Raw genomic sequence first — 22526 nt, forward strand, 5'->3', positions numbered from 1 at the left:
CTCCCACAATTGAAATGCATTCCCCTGTGGGAGCTGGCTTGCCTGCGATAGCGGTTTCAAAGGTTAGGTGATAAAACCTGACACAACCGCCCCACCGCCTCCAGCATCTGCCCGCTGGGCCGTTCCAGGCCCTTGTCCGGCACCAACCGCACCCGAGCAGCCATCGCCGGCCACGCCTTCCAGGCCTCCTTCTGAGCCTGATCCCCCACCAGGATCACCTCGGGGTCTCGCGCCAACACCGATTCGATATTCACCTGCGGCGCCGGCAACTTCAGGTCATCAAACACATTGCGCGCCCCGCACACGCTGAGGGCGTCGCTGATGATCTGCCCACCGCCCACGGTGTACAGCGGCTGGTTCCACACTTGGTAAAACACCCGCAGCGGCTCGGCCCGCTGGTAGCGCTGGCGCAACTCGGCCAAGCGCTGGCGCAGTTGTACCGCGAACTGGCGCCCTGCCTCAGCGCGGCCCAATTGCTCGGCAATGGCCTGCACCTGGGCGGTCAGTTGTTCAAGGCTGTGGGGTTCAGCGACGTACACCGGGATATTCAACCGCTGGAGCTGCTCGCGCTGGGCCGGGCCGACGCTGCCAGGCCACAGCAGGATCAAGTCGGGCTTGAGGCTGAGCAGGCGCTCCATGTCCAACTGGCCGTAGTGCCCGACCGAAGGCACCTTCGCCAACGCCGCCGGGCGGTCACCACCGTCAAGCACGCCGATCAGCAAGTCCTCGGCACCCAGTTCAAGCACGATTTCAGACAGTGACGGCGCCAGGCTGACGACGCGTTCGACCGCCAACGCCTGGGCACTGAATACCAGCAGCGCCAGCCAATAGCGCTTCATCCTAACTGGCGCGGTATGCGATAGAGGTAGAACAGCACCAGCGTCGACAGCGCCAACAGAAACAGCGGCACCGCCTCCAGGCCGACGAATACCGCCAGCGCACCGATCCAGGCCGGTAACGCTGCAACCAGCAAGGCCGTGCGCCGACGCGCCGCCAGGGTGATCCAGGCCGCGGGTTCGTCAGCAGTATCAAGGGCTTTGGAGGTGGCGATCAGCGCGTGTTTGTAGGCGTGAAAATAACGCAGGCTGAGAAACATCGAGGCCACGCCGGCGATGAAGAATGGCATGGCCAATACGGGCAACAAGGATTCAGCACGGCCAAACAGCTGGTTGATCACGAACAAGGGCAGCAACGCCAGGGCCAGGTACTGCCACCAGTTGAAGGACAGTCGCCGTTTCACCTGGCCACGGGTCACGCGCGGTCGACCTCGCCCTGGTGCTCGTTGCCCATCATGTGGTCGAGCTTGCTGGCTTTGGTGGCCAGGTAGAGTTTGTTGTGCGGGTTATGCCCGGTGTGCAGTGGTACGCGCTCGGCCACGGTGATGCCCATCTCGGTCAAGGCTTTGACCTTGCGGGGGTTGTTGGTCATCAGGCGCAGGGATTTGACCCCCAGGTGCTCGAGCATCGGCAGGCAGATGGCGTAGTCGCGCTGGTCGGCAGCAAAGCCCAGGCGCTCGTTGGCCTCGACGGTGTCGGCGCCGCCGTCTTGCAGCTCGTAGGCACGAATCTTGTTCAACAGGCCAATGCCCCGGCCTTCCTGGCGCAAGTACAGCAACACGCCACGACCTTCACGGGCGATGGCTTGCAGTGCGGCCTCCAGTTGCGAGCCGCAGTCACAGCGCTGGCTGAACAGCGCATCGCCGGTCAGGCACTCGGAATGCACACGCCCCAGCACCGGCGCGCCATCGGCGATGTCGCCGAGGCTGAGCACAACGTGCTCGCGCCCGGTGGCTTCTTCAAGAAAGCCGTGCATGGTGAACGTGGCAAAAGGGGTAGGCAGCTTGGAAGCGGCGACGAAAACGACGGGCACCGTGTGCTCCTGATTTCAGATTTCACAGAGGCGGGCATTGTAACAGCACGTTCCTACAGACGCTTAAGCTGAATTATCGCTGATAAAGATCAATAGGTTCGATTGGCCTTTGAGTCAGTTCTATGGGCGTCAGAACGGATACGGCTGTTTCCAGCGTTCGAAAATCGCTTTCAACTCACCGGTCTGGACCAGGATGCCCAAACGCTGGTCATACACGGCCATCAATGCCCTGCCGCGCTCGGTGTCGGAAAAGCCTACGTAGAGCGGCAGCTCAGCGATATGGGTGAGTTTGAACAGCGCCGGGTCTTGCGCCTGGCTGAGCACGTATTTGGCTTCGGTGAGGGCGTCGATATAAAAATCGGCACGGCCGTGTTGCAGCATCGGCAGAATGCCGCTGCGCCGCTCGATCTGGTTGAAGCGCTGCACGTTGGGCAGATACCCCTCGTATTTATAGCCGCGCACCCAGGCCAGGCGGTAGTTGCCCAGGGTCGCCAATGTCGGCGTGGGTAAAGTTGCCAGCCCGAGAGCGTAGACATGATCGGCGTCGAAGTTCCAGTGCGGGTACAGCACTGCGCTGGCCTCATCGCGATAGGTGCCGACACAACCATCTACCTCACCACGCTGGGCCAGGCCGACCGATCGGGTGTAGGGCACGCTGCGGGTTTGCAAGGTAATGCCTGCTGGCTCGAAGACGTGGCGCAGCAGGTCCCAGGCCAGGCCGCTACCATCTTTGTTGGTGTAGTCGTTCCACTCCTCACTGGCCAGCACGATTTTGCCGGGCACGGGAGTGTCCGCCTGGGCCAGGGAAACGAAGGTACACAGCACGATCAGCAGCCAGCGGCATGCAGCCATAGTCACGGCCTCTTACTCGGGATAATCGTCTAAAGGGTAGCGCAGACCGCCGGCTCAGGGCGTCTGGCGAAAATGCTGGTAGCCGCGCACAGCCGGGGTAATGTCCTGGCCGTCGACGTCGAGCAGCGTCACGCCGTGCCCCGTTTCGACCCGACCGACCACATGCACCGGCCAGCCATCCGCCTGCAACGGGGCCAACTCGGACGGTGGCAAGGTGAACGCCAACACATAGTCGTCGCCCCCGCTCAACGCCGCTACTTGAGCCTGGTCTTCACCGACAAACGCCAGCAAGGCCTCGGACAACGGCAACCGCTGGCGCTCAACCACCAGGCGCACCGCTGACGCCTTGGCGATATGCCCACAGTCAGCCAACAGCCCATCGGAGATATCCATCGCCGCTGTCGCCTTGCCCCGCAGCGCCAGCCCCAGGGCCAGCTGCGGTTGCGGCGACCAGTAATGCGCCAGCAGCGGCTCGGCGATTGCTGCGTCAGCCGTGCGTTGCCCCAATACCAGCGGCAAGGCGCCAGCGGCATTGCCTAACTCGCCCCCCACACAAAGCAGGTCGCCGGGCTGTGCACCGCTACGCGTCAAGGCCTGGCCAGCCGGCACACGGCCGAATACGGTCAGGGTCAGGCTCAACGGCCCACGGGTGGTATCGCCGCCCACCAAGCCTACGCCGCAGCTTTGCGCCATGGCGTTCAAGCCTTGGGCATAGCGTTGCAGCCAATCGGCTTCGACGCTCGGCGTGGTCAGGGCAAGGGTAAAGGCGAGGGGGTGGGCGCCCATGGCGGCCAGGTCGCTCATCGCCACGGCCAGCGAGCGCTGGCCGAGCAGGAACGGGTCACAGGGGTCGGCAAAATGCACGCCAGCCACCAGCGTATCGGTAGAGACTGCCAATTGCTCCCCGGCGGGAAGCGCCAGCAAGGCGCAGTCGTCGCCGATCCCCAGGGCAATGCCTTCGCCGCCTTGCGCACAAGGCGCGGCGGCGAAGTATGTGCGGATCAGCTCAAACTCACCCATTGAGGAATCAAGCGCAGATTAGCGCTTGTGTTCCTTCACTTCGGCTTCACGCAGGCGCGGGGCCAGCTTGTCGAGCACGCCGTTGACGAACTTGTGACCGTCGGTCGAACCGTAGACTTTCGCCAGTTCGATGCCTTCGTTGATCACGACGCGGTACGGCACGTCGACGCGCTTGAGCAGCTCCCAGGTGGACAGGCGCATCACGCACAGCTCAACCGGGTCGAGTTCTTCGATGGTCAGGTCCAGGCATGGCGCCAGGGCTGTGTCGATCTCGGTCAAGTTGGCATGTACGCCGTGCAGGATGTCGTGGAAGTAGCTCTGGTCGGCGAAGGTGAAATCGTTATCGACGCGAAACTGTGCCTCGATTTCGTTCAGCGAAGCGCCCGCCAAGTGACGCTGGTACAGCGCCTGGGTCGCGAGTTGACGCGCCTTGCGGCGCTTCTCGCTCTTGGACGGTTTGCCGGCATCGGCAGGACGCGGGTCCTGAGGGTTGAACTGATCGCTTTCGTCGGAAATCACTTGGCCTCCAACTGCGACAGCAGGCTGACCATTTCCAGGGCGGACAAGGCAGCTTCAGCGCCTTTGTTACCGGCCTTGGTGCCGGAACGCTCGATGGCTTGCTCGATGGAATCCACGGTCAGTACGCCGAAAGCGACTGGCACGCCGAACTCCATGGACACCTGGGCCAGGCCCTTGGTGCATTCGCCGGCTACGTATTCGAAGTGCGGGGTGCCGCCACGAATGACCGCGCCCAGGGCGATGATCGCCGCGTATTCACCCTGCTGAGCAACTTTTTGCGCAACCAGTGGAATTTCGAAGGCGCCAGGGGCACGGATAAGGGTGATATCGCTCTCGCTCACACCGTGGCGAACCAGGGCGTCAACCGCACCGCTTACCAGGCTTTCAACCACGAAGCTGTTGAAGCGGCCAACCACCAGGGCATAGCGGCCTTTGGGGGCGATGAAGGTACCTTCGATGGTCTTCAGGGTCATTCGACAAATCTCTTAAAGAGCCGGGACGCGAAAAGTGCGTCCCTCAGTGATGATTTAACCGCGAACAAGGGGCAAAAATCGCCGGCCTTTATTCGGAGGGCACGTATTCTACAACTTCCAGGTCGAATCCGGATATCGCATTAAATTTCATCGGTGCGCTCATCAGGCGCATTTTGCGCACGCCCAGATCGCGCAGGATCTGCGAACCGGCACCGACGATGCTGTAGGTGGTCGGTTTTTTCACCGGCACAGCGTCGGCGGTTTCGCGGATGTGCGCCAGCAACACATCACCATCGAGCGGGTGACCGAGCAACAGCACCACACCGCTGCCGGCCTCGGAAACCGCAGCCATGGCGGCGCGCAGGCTCCAGCGGCCCGGCTGCTTGACCATCAACAGGTCACGCAGTGGGTCCATGTTGTGCACGCGTACCAGGGTCGGTTCTTCGGCGCAAATGTTGCCCAGGGTCAGGGCCATGTGCACGTCGCCTTCCACTGAATCACGGTAGGTCACCAAATTGAATTGGCCCAGCTCGCTGTCCAGTGGCTGCTCGGCAATCCGCTGAACGGTACGTTCGTGGATCATCCGGTAGTGAATCAGGTCGGCGATGGTGCCGATCTTGAGGTTGTGCTCTGCGGCAAAGGCTTCGAGCTCAGTACGACGGGCCATGGTGCCATCGTCGTTCATCACTTCGCAGATCACCCCGCTTGGCTCGAAACCGGCCATGCGCGCCAGGTCGCAGGCGGCTTCGGTGTGACCAGCGCGGGCCAGGGTACCGCCCGGTTGGGCCATCAGCGGGAAGATGTGGCCGGGGCTGACGATGTCTTCAGCCTTGGCGTCTTTCGCCGCCGCAGCTTGCACGGTGCGGGCGCGGTCAGCGGCGGAAATGCCAGTAGTGACGCCCGTGGTGGCTTCAATCGATACGGTGAACTTGGTGCCGAAACCCGAGCCATTGCGCGGCGCCATCAAGGGCAGCTTGAGCAATTCGCAGCGTTCGCGGCTCATGGGCATGCAGATCAGCCCACGGGCGTGCTTGGCCATGAAGTTGATGTGCTCGGGCTTGCACGCTTCGGCGGCCATGATGATATCGCCTTCGTTCTCGCGATCTTCGTCATCCATGAGGATGACCATCTTGCCTTGGCGGATGTCTTCAACCAGTTCTTCGATGCTATTGAGCGCCACGCGGCACCCCCTTGGTCAGGATTTCAGGTAGCCGTTAGCGGCCAGAAAACTTTCGGTGATGTTGCCTGATGCAGGCTCTGCGGCCTTTTCGCCCAGCAACAGGCGCTCCAGGTAACGGGCAAGCAAGTCCACTTCCAGGTTCACCCGGCGACCCGGCTGGTACGAGGCCATGATGGTTTCGCTGAGGGTGTGGGGAATGATGGTCAGTTCAAATTCAGCGCCATTCACGGCGTTCACGGTCAGGCTGGTGCCATCGACGGTGATCGAGCCTTTGTGGGCGATGTACTTGGCCAGCTCTTTTGGCGCGCGGATACGGAATTCCACGGCGCGGGCGTTTTCGCTGCGGGCCACCACTTCGCCGACACCGTCGACATGACCGCTGACCAGGTGACCGCCCAGGCGGGTGGTGGGCGTCAGGGCTTTTTCCAGGTTGACCGGGCTGCCGGCCGCAAGATCGTTCATCGCGGTGCAGTCCAGGGTTTCCCGGCTGACATCGGCAGCAAAGCCGTTGCCCGGCAGCTCGATGACGGTCAGGCACACGCCGCTGACGGCGATGCTGTCGCCGAGCTTGACGTCGCCGAGGTCCAGCTTGCCGGTTTCAACCAGCAGGCGGACATCCCCGCCTTTGGGGGTCATTGCACGGATGCTGCCGATGGATTCGATAATGCCGGTGAACATTTCGTTCTCCTGAAAACGAGGGGGCTGACGCTCAAGCGCAGGCCGGGAATTATACGCTCACTGCTGGGACGGGGATGGCAGTGACTCGCCAGTCGTCGCCCACAGCGCGCATTTCGGTGATCTTGAGTTGGGGAGCATCGGCCAACTTATCAAGCGGCCAGTCCAGCAACGGGCGGGCAGCGGAGCCGAGGAACTTGCCGGCGATGAATATCACGTATTCATCCACCAGGCCTTGTTGGGCAAACGCGCCGGCCAGGCTTGGGCCGGCTTCCACCAACATATCGTTGACGCCACGGGCAGCCAGGGCGACCAATGCCGAGCGCAGGTCAACCTGGCCCTCCACACCTGGAACCACAAGGCACTCAGGGCCCCGGGGGAACTGGTTCTCCGGAGTCACGCAGGTGATGACCAATGCCGGGCCGGCCTTGAAGAACGGTGCGTTGAGCGGCACCCGCAGGCGGCCATCGATCAGCACACGCAACGGCGGGCGCGACATGGCCAGGGCGGTGGTTGCGTCGTCCAGGCCCAGTTCGGCGGCGCGTACGGTCAAGCGGGCACCGTCGGCCAGTACCGTGTCGGCACCGGTCAGCACCACGCTGGCCTCGGCACGCAAGCGTTGCACCGCAGCACGGGCGGCGGGGCCGGTGATCCATTGGCTTTCGCCGCTGGCCATCGCCGTGCGGCCGTCCAGGCTCATCGCCAGCTTGACCCGCACAAACGGCAGACCGTGCTCCATGCGCTTGAGGAAGCCGGGGTTAAGCGCCCGCGCTTCGGTTTCCAGCACACCGCTGCGCACCTCGATACCCGCCTGGGCCAGGCGCTGCATACCTCGGCCAGCCACTTCGGGGTTCGGGTCCTGCATGCCGGCCACCACCCGGGCGACGCCGGCGGTCACCAGCGCATCGGCACAGGGCGGCGTACGGCCATGATGGCTGCACGGTTCAAGGGTCACGTACACCGTCGCGCCACGGGCCTTGTCGCCAGCGGCGCGCAGGGCATTGGGCTCGGCATGGGGCTCGCCGGTGCGCTCATGCCAGCCTTCGCCGACAATCTGCCCGTCACGCACTATCACGCAGCCAACCCGCGGGTTGGGGTGGGTGGTGTACAGGCCCTTGCGCGCCAATTCGAGGGCGCGGGCCATGTAGTGGGCGTCGAGCACAGCCTGTTCAGATGTCATTGTTTGGAGGGCTCACGGGCCAGGCGGTCGATCTCTTCGCGGAACTCATTGAGGTCCTGGAAGCGTCGATACACCGAGGCAAAACGGATATAGGCGACTTCGTCGAGCTTTTGCAGCTCGCCCATCACCAACTCGCCGACCACCAGGCTCTTGACCTCGCGCTCGCCGGTCGCCCGCAGCTTGTGCTTGATATGCACCAGCGCCGCTTCCAGGCGCTCGACACTCACCGGGCGTTTTTCCAGGGCGCGCTGCATACCGGCGCGCAGTTTTTCTTCGTCGAAAGGCTGGCGGCTGCCGTCGGACTTGATCAGACGCGGCAACACCAGTTCGGCGGTTTCAAAGGTGGTGAAACGTTCACCACAGGCCAGGCATTCGCGCCGGCGACGCACTTGGTCGCCCTCGGCGACCAGACGCGAGTCGATGACCTTGGTGTCGTTGGCACCGCAGAAGGGACAGTGCATGGTTGGCAGGCAACAAAAAATGGGAGGGCCATGGTAGCGCATCCCTGTGGCAAGACAAGCCATAGCCTTTACGGTATATAGGCAGGCTTATATGTTTGATATTGTTTAAGTCACGGATTTTGTCCTTTCTGGAGCCGTACATGCAGTTACGACCACTCGTTCTACTCAGCCTGTTCAGTTTTCTGGTCGCCTGCAGCAGCGAAGCCCCCAAGCCGGCCGCGCCTCAACCGACACCCGCGCAAGAGAAGAAAGTCCCGGGCATTGAAGACCTCGGCCCCCTGCCCGCCTATCAGCGCGAAATCAGCGGCAGCCTGACCAACGTGCCAGCCGGTGCCGAAGTCGAGATGGCGCTCTTGGTGATCGACGACCGTTCGCGCCCGCAGCAACTGCTCGCCAGCAGCGTACTGAGCGGCAACGGCAAGCCCTTGGCCTTCCGCCTGCGCTTCAACCCTGAAGCCTTCCCGGCCGGTGCCCGCGTTGAATTGCGCGGTCGCGCCAGCCAGTCCGGCCAGTTGATCCTGCATCTGCCTGCCGTGCGCGTCACCCAGGCGATCACCCAGAGCACCGGCCCCTTGCAACTCGTCAAGGCACCATGACACCACCGCTGCACCTGCAGCGTGCCTTGAGCGAACTGATCGGCGACGCGCAATTAGTGCCCTGCCCACTGCCGGGCACCGAATTGTCGCTGTGGCTGCTCGACGCCGACAACATGGACCGCGCCTTCAGCCAGGAAGAAACCCGGCGCATCCTGCATGAGCCGCCCTATTGGAGCTTTTGCTGGGCCAGCGGCCTGGCGTTGGCCCGCTACCTGGCGGCGCATCCCGAGTGGGTCGCCGGCAAACGCGTGCTGGATTTCGGCGCAGGTTCGGGCGTAGCCGGGATCGCCGCCGTCAAGGCTGGGGCCCTGGAGGTGGTGGCCTGCGACCTGGACCCACTGGCCTTGGCCGCTTGCCGTGCGAATGCCGAGCTCAACCAGGTGTCACTGAGTTATTCGGCAGACTTTTTTGCCGAAGCCGACCGCTTCGACCTGATCCTGGTGGCCGATGTACTCTACGACCGCGCCAACCTGCCGTTGCTGGATCAGTTCCTCACCCGCGGCCGCGAAGCGCTGGTGGCGGATTCGCGGGTACGGGACTTCCAGCATCCGGATTACCAGCGGTTGGAGATCCTCGAGGCCTTGACCCTGCCGGACCTGGCCGAGCCTTGGGAGTTTCGCAAGGTGAGCCTGTACCATTCGCGGCGCGCTTGAGGCCATCGCGGGCAAGCCCGCTCCCACAGGGGAATGCATTTCAAAGGTGAGAGCTGGTTTGCCTGCGATAGCGGTCTTGAATCCAGGATGCTTTCAGCCAACCTCGCCAGCCCTTATAGTTGCCCCCATTCCTGCTTTATTCGAGACGCCCCATGAGTGAGCCCACGCCGTACATCTTCGACGTCACCACCGCCAACTTCGACCAGGCCGTTATCCAGAACTCCTTCGAAAAGCCCGTATTGGTCGATTTCTGGGCCGAGTGGTGCGCACCCTGCAAAGCACTGATGCCAATGCTGGCGAAGATTGCCGAGAGTTATCAGGGTGAGTTGCTGCTGGCCAAGATCGACTGCGAAGCCGAACAGGACATCGTGGCGCGTTTTGGCATTCAAAGCCTGCCGACGGTGGTGCTGTTCAAGGATGGTCAACCGGTGGACGGTTTTGCCGGTGCACAGCCGGAGTCGGCAGTGCGGGCGATGCTGGAGCCCCATGTGCAAATGCCACCGCCGGCTGCGGCGGACCCGTTGGAGCAGGCTCAGGCGCTGTTCAGCGAAGGCCGTATCAGCGAGGCCGAAGCGTTGCTGGTGCAATTATTGGGCGAGGACAATACCAACGCCGCCGCTCTGATCCTGTATGCACGCTGCCTGGCCGAACGCGGTGAATTGGGTGAAGCCCAGGCCGTGCTCGACGCGGTCAAGAACGACGACCACAAGGCCGCCCTGGCCGGGGCCAAGGCGCAAATCACCTTCCTGCGCCAGGCTGCGGATTTGCCGGACGCTGCCGAGCTGAAAAGCCGCCTGGCGCAAAACCCGCAGGATGACGAAGCGGCCTATCAGTTGGCGATCCAGCAACTGGCGCGCCAGCAATACGACGCGGCACTGGAAGGTTTGCTCAAGTTGTTTATCCGCAACCGCAGCTACAGCGAAGGCCTGCCCCACAAGACCTTGCTGCAGGTGTTCGAATTGCTGGGCAATGATCACCCGCTGGTCACGGTGTACCGCCGCAAGTTGTTTGCCGCGTTGTATTAATCACCGATCCAACTGTACAGCGGCGTATCCCCGCCGCTGCTTACCTTCACCTTGGCGCTGTGGCGCAGGCGCACCAACAGGCGCTTGCCTGCCCCGGCATCGCCAGCCAAGCCTTCGAGTTGGTCGAGCAATTCCAGGCCATTGAGTTGCCCGGCCTTGCGTAGCAAATCCTGGGCGTTCTGCCACAGGTCTTCGTTCTGTTTGACCGGCGCCGCAGCCGGTGCGCTGGGGGTTGGGGCGGCCTGCAGTTGGGCGCCCAATCGCGCCCAATCGCCGTCGTCAAGCTCCAAGGTCAAGTCCACCGGCAACTCACCGATGGTTCCACGAATTCGCAACATCGTCCTTACTCCTGCATTTTTCTGACGGGCATGCTCCCATGCAGCTTGCGCAACACCAAGCGGGCGGTCAAACTCTCGGATCAATTGTTATAAGATCACATAACAAAACTTTCATCCTGGAGCCCTCTCATGCGCCGTTTGCTGCTTGCTTTGCCGTTTGCCCTGCTGCCACTGGCTGTCGCTCATGCTCACGAAGACCACGACCACGAGCACGGCAGCCTCGGCGCCCATGAACATGGCGTCGGGCGCCTGAATGCCGTATTGGACGGCCAGGCCTTGGAGCTGGAACTGGACAGCCCGGCCATGAACCTGGTGGGTTTCGAACATGCCGCCACCAGCGCCGCCGACAAAGCCAAGGTCGCCGCCGTGCGCAAGCAGCTGGAAAATCCATCGGCACTGTTCAACCTGCCCAAGGCCGCAGGTTGCGTGGTCAGCAGCCAGGAACTCAACAGCCCGTTGTTCGGTGACAAACCAGAAGCTGAGCATGACGACGATGACCACGCCACCGACGGCAAGGGCGCAGCCGCCCACAAGCATGATCACGACCACAGTGAAATTCACGCCCATTACCAGTTCACCTGCGCCACGCCGGCGGCCCTGGGCAACCTGGACTTGAGCCAAGTGTTCAAGACCTTCCCCGCCACGCAGAAAATTCAGGTACAACTGATCGGCCCGAGCGGTCAGCAAGGTGTTGAAGCGACGGCCACCGCCGCCACCCTGAAGTTCTGACTTGAAAGCACAGTCCCTGTGGGGGCTGGCTTGCCTGCGATACAGGCGATGCGGTGCAACAGGCACACCGTAGCGATGCCATCGCAGGCAAGCCAGCTCCCACAGTGGATCGGCGCCATTTTCGACTACCAGGCGACACTGACTTCCCATGACTCAAGCGTTAATCGAACTGTCCGACCTGGGCTTCAACTGGCCCGGACACCCGCAGTTGCTGGACATTCCCGCGTTCCGCCTGGAACCCGGGGAAACCCTGTTCCTCAAGGGCCCGAGCGGCAGTGGCAAGACCACTCTGCTCGGGCTGTTGGGAGGCGTGCAGAAGCCCAGCCAGGGCAGCATCCGCCTGCTCGGCCAGGAGTTGACCGAACTCTCGGCCGGTGCTCGTGACCGTTTCCGTGTGGACCACACCGGCTATATCTTCCAGCAGTTCAACCTGCTGCCGTTTCTGTCGGTGCGCGAGAACGTCGAGCTGCCTTGCCACTTTTCCAAGCTGCGCGCGCAACGGGCCAAACAGCGCCACGGCAGTGTCGACCAGGCCGCTGCGACCTTGCTCGCACACTTGGGTTTGAAGGACCAGAGCCTGCTGGAACGCCGTGCCGATTCGCTGTCCATCGGCCAGCAACAACGGGTGGCCGCTGCCCGAGCGCTGATCGGACAACCGGAACTGGTGATTGCCGACGAACCCACCTCGGCCCTGGACTACGACGCCCGCGAAGCCTTCCTGCAGTTGCTGTTCGCAGAATGCCGCGAAGCGGGCGCCAGCCTGTTGTTTGTCAGCCATGACCAGAGCCTGGCCTCGCTGTTCGACCGCAACCTGTCGCTGGCCGAACTCAATCGCGCCGCCATGCCCGCAGAGGTTTGAGATGTATCTGTTCCGTCTAGCCATGGCCAGCCTGGCTAACCGCCGCTTTACCGCGATCCTCACCGCGTTTGCCATCGCGCTTTCCGTCTGCTTGCTGCTCGCGGTGGAGCGTGTGCGCGTCGAGGCGCGCAACAGTTTCGCCAGCACCATCAGCGGCACCGACCTGATCGTCGGCGCCCGTTCCGGCTCGGTCAACCTGCTGCTGTATTCGGTGTTCCGCATTGGCAACGCCACCAACAACATCCGTTGGGACAGCTACGAGCACTTCGCTGCCAACCCTCAAGTGAAATGGGCGATCCCGATCTCCCTCGGCGACTCCCATCGCGGCTACCGGGTGATGGGCACCAACGAATCCTACTTCGAGCACTACCAGTACGGGCGCAAGCAAAACCTCGAGCTGGCCAGCGGCCGCGCCTTCGCCACCGACCCGTTCGAGGTGGTGCTCGGCGCCGAAGTGGCCGACGCGCTGCATTACAAACTCGGCGACAAGCTGGTGCTGGCCCACGGCGTGGCGGTGGTCAGCCTGGTCAAGCATGACGACAAGCCGTTCACGGTGGTGGGCATTCTCAAGCGCACCGGCACGCCGGTGGACCGCACGCTGCATATCAGCCTCGGCGGCATGGAAGCGATCCATATCGACTGGCACAACGGTGTGCCGGCCCAGGGCAAAGGCCGCATCAGTGCTGACCAGGCGCGCAATATGGACCTGACGCCGCAGGCCATTACCGCGTTCATGCTCGGCCTGAACAACAAGATTTCCACCTTTGCCTTGCAACGAGAGATCAACGAATTCCGTGGCGAGCCAATGCTGGCGATCCTGCCCGGTGTCGCGCTGCAAGAACTCTGGAGCATGATGGGCACTGCCGAAAAAGCCTTGTTTGTGATCTCGCTGTTCGTGGTGCTGACCGGCTTGATCGGCATGCTCACCGCGATTCTCACCAGCCTTAACGAGCGCCGCCGCGAGATGGCGATCCTGCGGTCGGTGGGCGCGCGGCCTTGGCACATCGCAACGCTGCTGATCTTCGAAGCCTTCGCTCTGGCCTTGTCCGGCGTAATGGCGGGCCTGGGGTTGCTGTACCTGTGCATCGCGGCCTCGCGGGGTTATTTGCAGGCAAACTACGGTCTGGACCTGCCGATGTCGTGGCCGAGCGAATATGAATGGACGTTGCTCGCCGGTATCCTGGCAGCCGCCCTGTTGATGGGCAGCGTGCCCGCGTGGCGCGCCTACCGCCAATCTTTGGCCGATGGCCTGTCCATCCGTTTATGAGGAAGGCTTCGATGCGTCGTGCCCTGTTTGCCCTGTTGTTGTTGATGGCCGTGCCTGCCTGGGCGCAGGAACAGCCCAAGGATCTGTCCTGGCAGGAGATGATCCCGCCGGATGCGCCACCGGAAGTGCCCAATATGAAGCCGCTGCACGACCTGTCGAACATGGCCGATGCCTTGTCCGTCGAAGCCGCGCCGGCGGCCAAGCAGGACATGCCTAATGCGCCAGTGGTACAGAGCCTGGACGGCCAGCACATTCGCCTGCCGGGGTATATCGTGCCCCTGGAAGTCAGCGAAGAAGGCCGCACCACGGAGTTTCTGCTGGTGCCGTATTTCGGCGCCTGTATCCATGTGCCGCCACCGCCGTCGAACCAGATCGTGCATGTGAAAAGCGAGGTGGGGGTGAAGCTCGATGAGCTGTATCAGCCGTATTGGATCGAAGGCGCGATGCAGGTCAAGCCATCGTCCAGCGAATTGGCGGACGCGGGTTACCAGATGAACGCTCAGAAGATTTACATGTACGAGCTCGAGGAATAACCCCCACACACCGCAGCTCCCACAGGTTTAGATCAGTGGCGAAAGTGACTGATCACCCTTTCATTGAGCTGAGTCAAAAGACCGAGCGGAACGATCTTTACCATTGGACGTACAACTTTTAAACGTCCTTTGGAGCTCCCATGAACAAGTCTCTGCTCGGCGCGTCCCTCTTCGCGCTCGCCCTCGTCGCCCCTGTCGCTCACGCTCACCAGGCGGGCGATATTCTGGTTCGCGCCGGTGCAATTACCGTGAACCCGAAGGCCGACAGCAGCAGCGTCAAGGTTGACCAGGGCCCATTGGCCGGCACCAATCTGGGCGGCAAGGCGACCATGAGCAGCGACACCCAACTGGGCTTGAACTTCGCCTACATGATCACCGACCACGTCGGCATCGAATTGCTCGCGGCCACGCCGTTCGAGCATGACGTGAAGATCAAGAACACCGCCCTGGGCGCCGCCAATGGCAAGCTCGGCACGCTGAAACACCTGCCGCCGACCTTGAGCGTCGTGTACTACCCGCTGGACCACAAATCCGCGTTCCAACCGTATGTGGGCGCCGGTATCAACTACACCTGGATCTACGACGAGCACGTGGGCAGCCGCGCCGAACAGGCTGGTTTCAGCAACTTCAAGGCCGAGAACTCTTGGGGCTGGGCTGCACAGATCGGCGCCGACTACATGATCAACGACAAGTGGATGATCAACGCCCAAGCGCGCTACATCGACATCAGCACCAAAGCGACTGTGGATAACAACGCGCTGGGCCAGGGCACTCGGGCCAAGGTCAATGTGGATGTAGACCCGATGGTTTACATGGTGGGTATCGGTTACAAATTCTGAGTTCGGTTTAAGCCACACCGCATAACCCATGTGGGAGGGGGCTTATGTGGGAGCCGGGCTTGCCCGCGATGCAGACACCACGGTGTATCAGTGATACCCAGGTGATGCTATCGCAGGCAAGCCAGCTCCCACATAAGTCCCCTCCCACATTTTGTGTTTTGAGGGTGTCAGCTATGGCGGTAGAAGCGATCCAGGAGAGCCGGCAAACCTGCCCGCCATGCCCGTGGTTTGATGCCAAAGGTGTGGAGGATTTTCTTGCAGGCCAACACCGCATGCTGCGGTTCATCCGCCGCATCCGGCCGCGCTGCGTGAGCCTGGGCGGTGGGGGACTCGATGGCCAGCGGATGGAAGTTGCGCGCTTCAGTCAGAATCGCCTGCCCCAGCGCCAACGGGGTAGTCGCCTCGTGGCCGGCGTAGTGGTAGGTGCCCCACAGCGGCGCAGCGCAATCGAGTTGCTTGAGCACCGAGATAATCACCCGCGCCGCATCGTCCACCGGCGTCGGGTTGCCCCGGCGGTCGTCGGCCATCAGTAGCTCGTCGGCGCTCTCGGCCCGGGCCAGGAAGCGCCCGAGCGTGCCGTCGACGCTGTCATCGAGCAACCAGCCAAACCGCAGCAGCACATGCTGCGGGCACGTAGCGCGCACGCTTTGTTCGATACGCCACAACGCCTGGCCGCGCAGGCCCAAGGGCACCGGCTCGTCTTTCTCGCTGTAGGCGGTGGCGCGGGAGCCATCGAACACGCGGTAGCTGGAGGGTTGCAGCAGGGTGATGCTGTGATGCTGGCACAGCTCGGCCAGGCGTTCGATGGCGAACTCCTGGGCGGCCAAGCGGGTTTCGCTCACGGCTTCGGCCTGGAACCAGTCGAAATAGTAGGCGAGGTTGATCAAGGCATCGGGACGGGTGTCGTCGAGCAATTGGGTGAGGCTTGCGGCATCCCAGCCGTCTTGGGGCGGTTTGGGGGCGAGGAAACCGATGTCTTCCTCCGCACCGAGGCGAATCAGCGCCTGCCCGAGGGCATTCCCGCCGCCCAGTAACATAAGGCGCATTCGCATAGATTGAGCAGGCCCGGTCTGTTTGGAACGATGGTTATTATCGACAGGCGCGTGTGCCCTGTCGTAGGTCATTGCCAGAATCGTTGCATTTTGCGGGCTTGTAGCGCAACCGTCACGGATTAAGTGTCTTGACGTCGGGTTCGGCGGCCTCCTGTTTCAGCGCCGTACGGGGTGCAAGCAGCACCTGCTGTGGATAAGTCTGGGCGAAATGCACCGACTCGCAATTATCCACAAGCTTTTTCAAACGCTGGTTGAACGCGCGGCTGACCGCGTATTGGCCACCCGACACCGTACGGAACTGCGCCGTGAGCACCACGCCATTGAGGTCCATCTTGTCCACGCCAAATACTTCAAGCGGCCCTTGCAGGTTGTACTTGAGGAACACGTCGTCGCGAATCGATTGGCCCGCTTCGCGGATCAGCTCCACGGCCCTGTCCACATCGGTGTCGTAGGTGAATTGCACCGAGAAGAACGCATAGGCAAATTGACGGGACTGGTTAGTGACCGCCTTGATCTGCCCGAACGGCACCGAATGCACAAACCCCTTGCCGTCACGCAGGCGCAGGGTGCGGATGGTCAGGCCCTCCACGGTGCCGGCGTGGCCGGAGTCGAGCACCACCCAATCGCCGATGGACAGGGTGTCTTCGATAATGATGAACAGGCCGGTGATCACGTCCTGCACCAATTGCTGGGAACCGAAACCGATCGCCAGTCCCACCACCCCGGCGCCCGCCAGCAACGGCGCGACATTGATGCCCAGGTTGGCCATGGTGGTGATCGCGCAGATCACCACCAGGATGATCTTCACCGCATTGCGCAGCAGCGGCAGGATGGTTTTGACCCGGGTACTGGGCTGGCGACTGGAGCGCTTATTCACCGGTGGTTTGAGGGCTTCCTGGATCGCGGTGTCGAGCACCACCCAGAACAGCCAGGTCACCAACAGGATCAGGCCGATACTGCTGAGGGAATCACTGATGGCCCGGCCCACCGAGTTGCGCTGGGCGAATTCGAACAGCGAAACACCCCAGATACGCCCGAGTATCTCGATAAACACGATGGCCATGACGATACGCAAAATCGCGTGCAGCAAACTCAGGAAGCGTTCCTTGTAGGCGCTGCTGCGTTGGATCGATACCTGGCTGCGGGACTTGAACAGGTGTTGCACCACGGTGCTGAGAAATACCGTGCCGATCAGTAACAAGGTGGTGAGCAGCGCGCAGCGCAGGGCCTCTTGGTTGTCGTCACCGGCACCGATCAGGTTGACCGCCGACACCAGCACCATCAACAGAATCGGCCAGTACCAGAGCCCGGAAAACACCCGCAGCGACTGTTGTAATGCCGGATGTTTGAGGCGCTGGGCCAATGGCCGGTTGCGGATCAAATGGGCCACCGGCCGACGCAGGCGTACCACCAGCACGCCAAAGATGACCGCTGCAAACAGGCCGGTAAACACGGCGATGCTGCTGGTGATATTGCCGCCCAGTTGCCGAGCGATTTGCGGGCTGGTCAGCGCATCGCTGAGGGCCGCGAGAAAGCCGATCAGGAATAGAGGCTTGGGGCAATAGTCACGAATGATCCGCACGGCAGGTCGCTTGTGGCCGACGTTGAACATGACAATGACGCACAGCAACAGCGAGGTGGAAAAGATGCCACTGCTGGTGGCGTAGGCAAAACACAGTGCCAGGGCTCGGCCGACAGACGCAGGTAAGAAGTGACTGACATACAGGGTCAGCGGCAGGCAGATCAGCGCTGGAATCGTGTAGGGCACCACATAGCTCAGCAGGCCTTGCAGGCGCCGGCGCCGCGCGAGGAGTGGGCGCTGGCTCGACCGTCGCACAATCAAGCGCCCAAGCATCGTCAACACCGCAAAGGCACCGATCCACACCCCGGACAACAGCAGGAAATCGCCAGCCACGCTCCAGGGCGAGCGTGCAGCTGTCTGGTCTACCAGGCGCCCTACTTCATCCGCGGCGCGGTCGGCACGCAGGCGCCAGGCGTCAATGAGGTTCTGGTTGAGGTCGAGCTTGTTCTGCACGTCATCAATACTGGAACTGATGGCCCCGAGCAGCCCGCCCTCCACCAGCAGCTCCGGCTTGGCCGGTGTGTCGGCAGCAGGCGCAGAGGCCGCGGCCTGCAATGCGCCGTTGCCGCAGAGCAGCAGTGCGCCAAGCAGTAATGCAGTCTTTAGATTCAGCAAAACAGCGAGCTCCTTCAGCAGGGTCTGTAAGGAACTGACGGGTTTGGGCCTTGATCGTTCCCCGCATGGGCTATGCCCTCCCCTATTTTCATACCCTGTACCGCCTGTAGGAATGTGGAAACTTTCAGCCAAATAGCGCAGTCATCCCATAACGGAGGTCACCTCACCCACCATCCACGGGAGCACACATGGCGGCGATTCACATCGGCATTTCCGGCTGGCGCTACACGCCCTGGCGCGGGGACTTTTACCCCGAAGGGCTGACCCAGAAACGCGAGTTGCAGTTTGCGTCACGCGCCGTCAACAGCATCGAAATCAACGGCTCGTTCTACGCGCTGCAAACCCCCAAGCGCTACGCCGAGTGGTATGCCGATACGCCCGAAGGTTTCATGTTCAGTGTCAAGGCGCCCCGTTTCATCACGCATATCCTGCGCCTGCGCGACGTGCACAAGCCGATGGCAAATTTCTTCGCTTCCGGGGTGCTGGAACTCAAAGAAAAACTCGGCCCCATCCTCTGGCAGTTTCCGCCCAGCTTCAAATTCGACGCCACGCTGTTCGAAACCTTCCTCGCCGAGTTACCCACCAACACGCAACAGGCCGCCGCCCTCGCCCGCCAGCATGAGCCACGCCTGAACGGCAAGGCGAGCATGAAGGCCTATGCCAAGAAGCCGTTGCGCCATGCCGTGGAGATTCGCCATAAGAGTTTTGCCGTGCCCGAGTTCATCAAGATGCTGGATAAGCACGGTGTGGCGCTGGTGGTTGCGGACACTGCCGGCAAGTGGCCGTACGTGGAAGACGTGACCGCCAACTTCATGTACCTGCGCTTGCACGGCGACAAGCAGTTATACGCCAGCGGTTATAGCGCCGAAGCGCTCCAGCGCTGGGGTGACCGAATCGAACGCTGGGCCCAAGGCAAGCAGCCTGCCGATGCACACCTAATCGACCCTCACCACACACCCCGCAGGCGTAAACAGCGCGATGTGTTCTGCTTTTTCGACAACGACATCAAAGTTCGCGCCCCCTTCGATGCACGCCAATTGCTGCAACGTTTCGGGCTGGACCAACACTTGCTCACCGAACCTGGCCGGCTGCCGGAACCAGGAGTATTGCCATGACGCATCCAGAGCTGATCCCCACCCCGCCGACCACCGCCATCACCCGTTTCACGGTGCTGACGGTTAATATCCACAAGGGTTTCACCGCACTGAATCGCCGCTTCATCTTGCCCGAGCTGCGTGAAGCGGTGCGCAGCGTGGGCGCAGACATGGTGTTCTTGCAGGAGATCCATGGCACCCACGAACGCCATCCCCAGCGCTACAGCGACTGGCCAAAAATGCCGCAGTATGAATTCCTCGCCGACAGCATCTGGCCGCAATTTGCCTATGGGCGCAATGCGGTGTACCCCCATGGCGATCATGGCAATGCACTGCTGTCGAAATTCCAGATCATCCGCTACGACAACCTCGATATTTCGCAAAGCGGCCATGAAAACCGCGGCCTGCTGCATTGCGTGTTGCGCCTGCCGGGCAGCGGCCAGCAGGTGCACGCGATCTGCATCCACCTGGGCTTGCGCGAGGTGCATCGCCAACAACAATTGCGCTTGCTGGAACAACGTATCAGCGAGATTCCCGCCGATGCGCCGTTGGTGGTCGCTGGCGATTTCAACGACTGGCGGCAAAAAGCCGACCTGAGCCAAAGCGGCCTGCAGGAAGTGTTCATGCACACCCTCGGCAAACCGGCGCGCACCTTCCCGGCACGCCTGCCGTTGCTGCCGCTGGACCGCATTTATGTGCGTAACCTGACGGTGCACAACCCTCGCGTGCTCACCACTCGCCCCTGGTCCCATTTATCAGACCATGTGCCGCTGTCGGTGGAGGTTGAGTTATGAACGTTGCGGTAGACCATATCGCCACAGACCAACCGCCAGATGACAGCAAGGCGCGAGATCTGGATTACGGCTGGCAGAGCGGCAACCAGGTGGCGTTGCTGGAGAACGGCGAGGCGTACTTTCCTGCCGTGTTCGAGGCATTGCGCAGCGCCGAGCGCGAGATCCTGCTGGAGACCTTCATCCTTTTTGAAGACAAGGTCGGCTTTGAGCTGCACGGCATCCTCATCGAGGCGGCCAAGCGTGGGGTAAAGGTGGTGGTCAGCCTCGACGGTTTTGGTTGCGGCGAGCTGAGCCCGGGCTTCCTGCGGGAGTTGGCCGAAGCCGGGGTGATGGTGCAGATGTTCGACCCGGCGCCCAAGACCTTCGGCATACGCACTAACTGGTTTCGCCGCCTGCACCGCAAGATTGTAGTGGTGGATGCCCGCGTGGCGTTTATCGGCGGGATCAATTTTTCTGCTGACCACTTGGCGGATTTCGGCCCCGAAGCCAAGCAGGATTACGCCGTGCAGGTGATCGGCCCGGCCGTGGCCGACCTGCACCATTTCGCCCTTGCCCAAAGTGGCCGCCAGGTGCGCAGCCGTCGCGGTTGGCGGCGGCGCCAACAGCGGCCTTCACCCTGGACGAACGAGCCAGGCGACGGCCTGGTACGCCTGATTTACCGCGACAATATCCAGCATCGTGACGACATCGAAGAAGCGTATATCCACGCCTTGAGCCAGGCCCGGCAGCGGGTGGTGATCGCCAACGCGTACTTCTTCCCCGGCTACCGCTTGCTTCGCGAGATCCGTAACGCGGCGCGCCGTGGCGTGCAGGTGCAGTTGATCATGCAGGGCCAGCCCGACGTGCTGTTGGCGAAACTGGCCGCGCGCATGCTCTATGACTATCTGCTCAAGGATGGCGTGGTGATTCACGAATACTGCCAACGCCCATTGCACGGCAAGGTGGCGCTGGTGGATGACGAATGGAGCACCGTCGGTTCGAGCAACCTGGACCCACTGAGCCTGGCATTGAACCTGGAGGCCAATGTGCTGATTCGCGACCGGGCTTTCAATCAGCAGCTCTACGAACGCCTGGAAGCCCTCGCCCACAATCATTGCCAGACCATGCCGGAAAAGCGCAAGCCACGCCTGTGGCTCTGGCGCTTGACCGTGGGTTTCCTGGTGTTTCATGTGATGCGCCATTTCCCGGTACTGGCCAGTTGGTTGCCGGCCCACAAACCGCGCTTGAAACCTTTTGAGGCCACGCCCCATGACGTCTGAAGCCCGCCCCCAAGCGCAAGCCTCTGGGTTCAAGCGCTGGAAGAAACCGCTGACGATCGCGTTCTTCGTGCTGCTGATTGTGTTGTTTACCCTGCTGGCCCGGCGCATCGACTGGAGCGAAGTGTTCCAGACCCTGAGCGAGTTCAAGCTACGCACATTGTTCATCGCCGGCGCGCTGACGCTGTGCAGTTTTATCGTCTATGCCTGCTTCGACTTGATCGGCCGCACCTACATTCGCCAGCCATTGCGTTGGAAGCAGATATTGCCGGTGGGCATCATCAGCTACGCGTTCAACCTCAACCTCAGCGCCTGGGTCGGCGGCATCGCCATGCGGTATCGGCTGTATTCACGCCTGGGCGTGAGCACCAGCAATATCGCCAAGATCCTCGGCCTGAGCCTGGCCACCAATTGGTTCGGCTATATGGCGTTGGCCGGGGTGGTGTTCAGCAGCGGATTGGTGACCCTGCCGCCAGGCTGGAAGCTCAGCAGCGGCGCCTTGCAAGGTGTCGGAGTGTTATTGGTGATCGCGAGCCTGGGCTACCTGGCGGCGTGCCGGTTTTCGAAAAAGCGTGCGTGGTCGATTCGCGGTATCGAGATCAACTTGCCGTCGTTGCGCATGGCCTGTTTGCAGTTGGCCCTGGGTGCGTTGAACTGGTCATTGATGGCCGCGGTTATCTTTACCTTGCTGCCGGCCAAACTGGATTACCCACTGGTGCTGGGCGTGCTGTTGATCAGTGCGATTGCCGGAGTGGTCACCCACATCCCCGCCGGGTTGGGGGTGTTGGAGGCGGTGTTCATTGCGCTGTTGCAGCATGAGGCGTCGCGGGGGAGTTTGCTGGCGGGGCTGATCGCGTATCGGGCGATTTACTTTATCTGCCCGTTGTTGATTGCATTGGTGATGTATTTGGGGGTGGAGGCCAAGGCCAAGGCGTTGCGAGTAAAGAAGACAGCCTGATGAGGCGGTGGTGACTGTTGAATCGCTATCGCGGGCAAGCCCGGCTCCCACAGGGGAATGCATTCCAAGGTGGGAGCCGGGCTTGCCCGCGATAGCGATCACCAAGG

At 62.0% G+C, this 22526-nt stretch carries 26 protein-coding genes; 12 read left to right on the forward strand and 14 right to left on the reverse strand.

Features of this window, described 5'->3' with window-relative positions; genetic code table 11:
* Positions 1-56: 56 nt before the first annotated feature.
* The 11 genes from JJD66_RS03000 to nrdR all read right to left on the reverse strand — a co-directional run bounded on the left by JJD66_RS03000 (position 57) and on the right by nrdR (position 8229).
* The gene (locus tag JJD66_RS03000) at positions 57-839 is read right to left on the reverse strand and encodes a cobalamin-binding protein (protein ID WP_200647571.1); all 783 of its coding nucleotides are present in this window, start codon (positions 837-839) and stop codon (positions 57-59) included.
* On the reverse strand, positions 836-1255 hold the full coding sequence (locus tag JJD66_RS03005) for an MFS transporter (protein ID WP_200647572.1): 420 nt from the start codon (positions 1253-1255) through the stop codon (positions 836-838). Before JJD66_RS03005 ends, JJD66_RS03000 begins: the two co-directional genes overlap by 4 nt.
* A complete protein-coding gene (ribA, locus tag JJD66_RS03010; RefSeq protein WP_057724861.1) occupies positions 1252-1869 on the reverse strand; it encodes a GTP cyclohydrolase II in 618 nt (205 codons plus the stop codon). Before ribA ends, JJD66_RS03005 begins: the two co-directional genes overlap by 4 nt.
* 129 nt (positions 1870-1998) lie before the next feature.
* A complete protein-coding gene (locus tag JJD66_RS03015; RefSeq protein WP_200647573.1) occupies positions 1999-2721 on the reverse strand; it encodes a substrate-binding periplasmic protein in 723 nt (240 codons plus the stop codon).
* A gap of 54 nt (positions 2722-2775) precedes the next feature.
* Entirely contained in the window at positions 2776-3741 is a 966-nt protein-coding gene (gene thiL / locus JJD66_RS03020) for a thiamine-phosphate kinase (RefSeq protein ID WP_200647574.1), read from the reverse strand.
* Positions 3742-3759: 18 nt separating this feature from the next.
* Positions 3760-4260, reverse strand: coding sequence for a transcription antitermination factor NusB (gene nusB, locus JJD66_RS03025; RefSeq protein WP_014720126.1), 501 nt, complete (start codon positions 4258-4260; stop codon positions 3760-3762).
* Positions 4257-4733, reverse strand: a complete 477-nt coding sequence (ribH, locus tag JJD66_RS03030; RefSeq protein ID WP_003194576.1) for a 6,7-dimethyl-8-ribityllumazine synthase — start codon at positions 4731-4733, stop codon at positions 4257-4259. Before ribH ends, nusB begins: the two co-directional genes overlap by 4 nt.
* An 88-nt stretch (positions 4734-4821) precedes the next feature.
* The gene (ribBA, locus tag JJD66_RS03035) at positions 4822-5913 is read right to left on the reverse strand and encodes a bifunctional 3,4-dihydroxy-2-butanone-4-phosphate synthase/GTP cyclohydrolase II (protein WP_003194579.1); all 1092 of its coding nucleotides are present in this window, start codon (positions 5911-5913) and stop codon (positions 4822-4824) included.
* Positions 5914-5928: 15 nt separating this feature from the next.
* Entirely contained in the window at positions 5929-6591 is a 663-nt protein-coding gene (locus tag JJD66_RS03040) for a riboflavin synthase (protein ID WP_014720128.1), read from the reverse strand.
* A 49-nt stretch (positions 6592-6640) separates the two neighbouring features.
* Positions 6641-7768 carry a bifunctional diaminohydroxyphosphoribosylaminopyrimidine deaminase/5-amino-6-(5-phosphoribosylamino)uracil reductase RibD gene (ribD, locus tag JJD66_RS03045; RefSeq protein WP_200647575.1) on the reverse strand — a complete coding sequence of 376 codons (1128 nt, stop codon included), beginning with the start codon at positions 7766-7768 and terminating at the stop codon, positions 6641-6643.
* Positions 7765-8229 carry a transcriptional regulator NrdR gene (nrdR, locus tag JJD66_RS03050; protein ID WP_019818855.1) on the reverse strand — a complete coding sequence of 155 codons (465 nt, stop codon included), beginning with the start codon at positions 8227-8229 and terminating at the stop codon, positions 7765-7767. The genes ribD and nrdR overlap by 4 nt, the downstream gene beginning before the upstream one ends.
* Before the next feature lie 140 nt (positions 8230-8369).
* On the opposite strand from nrdR, the gene JJD66_RS03055 reads away from it, so the two are divergent.
* From JJD66_RS03055 to trxA, 3 genes are all read left to right on the forward strand, one after another.
* Positions 8370-8825 (forward strand): YbaY family lipoprotein, encoded by a 456-nt coding sequence (locus tag JJD66_RS03055; RefSeq protein ID WP_003194586.1) that lies wholly within the window; start codon positions 8370-8372, stop codon positions 8823-8825.
* Positions 8822-9478 (forward strand): class I SAM-dependent methyltransferase, encoded by a 657-nt coding sequence (locus tag JJD66_RS03060; protein WP_034126854.1) that lies wholly within the window; start codon positions 8822-8824, stop codon positions 9476-9478. The genes JJD66_RS03055 and JJD66_RS03060 overlap by 4 nt, the downstream gene beginning before the upstream one ends.
* 152 nt (positions 9479-9630) lie before the next feature.
* Positions 9631-10503: a thioredoxin gene (trxA, locus tag JJD66_RS03065; protein WP_200647576.1), complete on the forward strand. Its 873-nt coding sequence runs from the start codon at positions 9631-9633 to the stop codon at positions 10501-10503.
* Here trxA and JJD66_RS03070 read toward each other — a convergent pair.
* On the reverse strand, positions 10500-10841 hold the full coding sequence (locus JJD66_RS03070) for a hypothetical protein (protein ID WP_200647577.1): 342 nt from the start codon (positions 10839-10841) through the stop codon (positions 10500-10502). The genes trxA and JJD66_RS03070 overlap by 4 nt on opposite strands.
* Before the next feature lie 129 nt (positions 10842-10970).
* On the opposite strand from JJD66_RS03070, the gene JJD66_RS03075 reads away from it, so the two are divergent.
* The 5 genes from JJD66_RS03075 to JJD66_RS03095 all read left to right on the forward strand — a co-directional run bounded on the left by JJD66_RS03075 (position 10971) and on the right by JJD66_RS03095 (position 15068).
* Positions 10971-11570 carry a DUF2796 domain-containing protein gene (locus tag JJD66_RS03075; protein ID WP_054896939.1) on the forward strand — a complete coding sequence of 200 codons (600 nt, stop codon included), beginning with the start codon at positions 10971-10973 and terminating at the stop codon, positions 11568-11570.
* A gap of 148 nt (positions 11571-11718) precedes the next feature.
* Complete coding sequence (locus tag JJD66_RS03080; protein ID WP_054896940.1) at positions 11719-12429, forward strand: ABC transporter ATP-binding protein; 711 nt, start codon at positions 11719-11721, stop codon at positions 12427-12429.
* A 1-nt stretch (position 12430) separates the two neighbouring features.
* Positions 12431-13696 carry an ABC transporter permease gene (locus JJD66_RS03085; RefSeq protein ID WP_105228714.1) on the forward strand — a complete coding sequence of 422 codons (1266 nt, stop codon included), beginning with the start codon at positions 12431-12433 and terminating at the stop codon, positions 13694-13696.
* 11 nt (positions 13697-13707) lie between these two features.
* A complete protein-coding gene (locus tag JJD66_RS03090; RefSeq protein ID WP_200647578.1) occupies positions 13708-14229 on the forward strand; it encodes a DUF3299 domain-containing protein in 522 nt (173 codons plus the stop codon).
* A gap of 140 nt (positions 14230-14369) precedes the next feature.
* Positions 14370-15068: an OmpW/AlkL family protein gene (locus JJD66_RS03095; protein WP_014720136.1), complete on the forward strand. Its 699-nt coding sequence runs from the start codon at positions 14370-14372 to the stop codon at positions 15066-15068.
* Positions 15069-15235: 167 nt separating this feature from the next.
* Here JJD66_RS03095 and JJD66_RS03100 read toward each other — a convergent pair whose 3' ends face one another.
* Positions 15236-16120 carry a sugar nucleotide-binding protein gene (locus JJD66_RS03100; RefSeq protein WP_105228716.1) on the reverse strand — a complete coding sequence of 295 codons (885 nt, stop codon included), beginning with the start codon at positions 16118-16120 and terminating at the stop codon, positions 15236-15238.
* Between the two features lie 112 nt (positions 16121-16232).
* Entirely contained in the window at positions 16233-18317 is a 2085-nt protein-coding gene (locus JJD66_RS03105; protein WP_200647579.1) for a mechanosensitive ion channel family protein, read from the reverse strand.
* Positions 18318-18505: 188 nt separating this feature from the next.
* Here JJD66_RS03105 and JJD66_RS03110 point away from each other — a divergent pair, with 188 nt between their 5' ends.
* The 4 genes from JJD66_RS03110 to JJD66_RS03125 are packed head-to-tail and all read left to right on the forward strand — an operon-like array spanning position 18506 to position 22419.
* On the forward strand, positions 18506-19432 hold the full coding sequence (locus tag JJD66_RS03110; protein ID WP_200647580.1) for a DUF72 domain-containing protein: 927 nt from the start codon (positions 18506-18508) through the stop codon (positions 19430-19432).
* On the forward strand, positions 19429-20205 hold the full coding sequence (locus JJD66_RS03115) for an endonuclease/exonuclease/phosphatase family protein (RefSeq protein WP_032895083.1): 777 nt from the start codon (positions 19429-19431) through the stop codon (positions 20203-20205). Before JJD66_RS03110 ends, JJD66_RS03115 begins: the two co-directional genes overlap by 4 nt.
* Positions 20202-21464 (forward strand): cardiolipin synthase ClsB, encoded by a 1263-nt coding sequence (gene clsB, locus JJD66_RS03120; protein WP_200647581.1) that lies wholly within the window; start codon positions 20202-20204, stop codon positions 21462-21464. Before JJD66_RS03115 ends, clsB begins: the two co-directional genes overlap by 4 nt.
* Positions 21454-22419: a lysylphosphatidylglycerol synthase domain-containing protein gene (locus JJD66_RS03125; protein ID WP_198714486.1), complete on the forward strand. Its 966-nt coding sequence runs from the start codon at positions 21454-21456 to the stop codon at positions 22417-22419. Before clsB ends, JJD66_RS03125 begins: the two co-directional genes overlap by 11 nt.
* Positions 22420-22526: the final 107 nt, after the last annotated feature.

This window comes from Pseudomonas sp. MF6751, from assembly GCF_016613265.1.
In the GTDB taxonomy this organism is placed as follows: domain Bacteria; phylum Pseudomonadota; class Gammaproteobacteria; order Pseudomonadales; family Pseudomonadaceae; genus Aquipseudomonas; species Aquipseudomonas fluorescens_BV.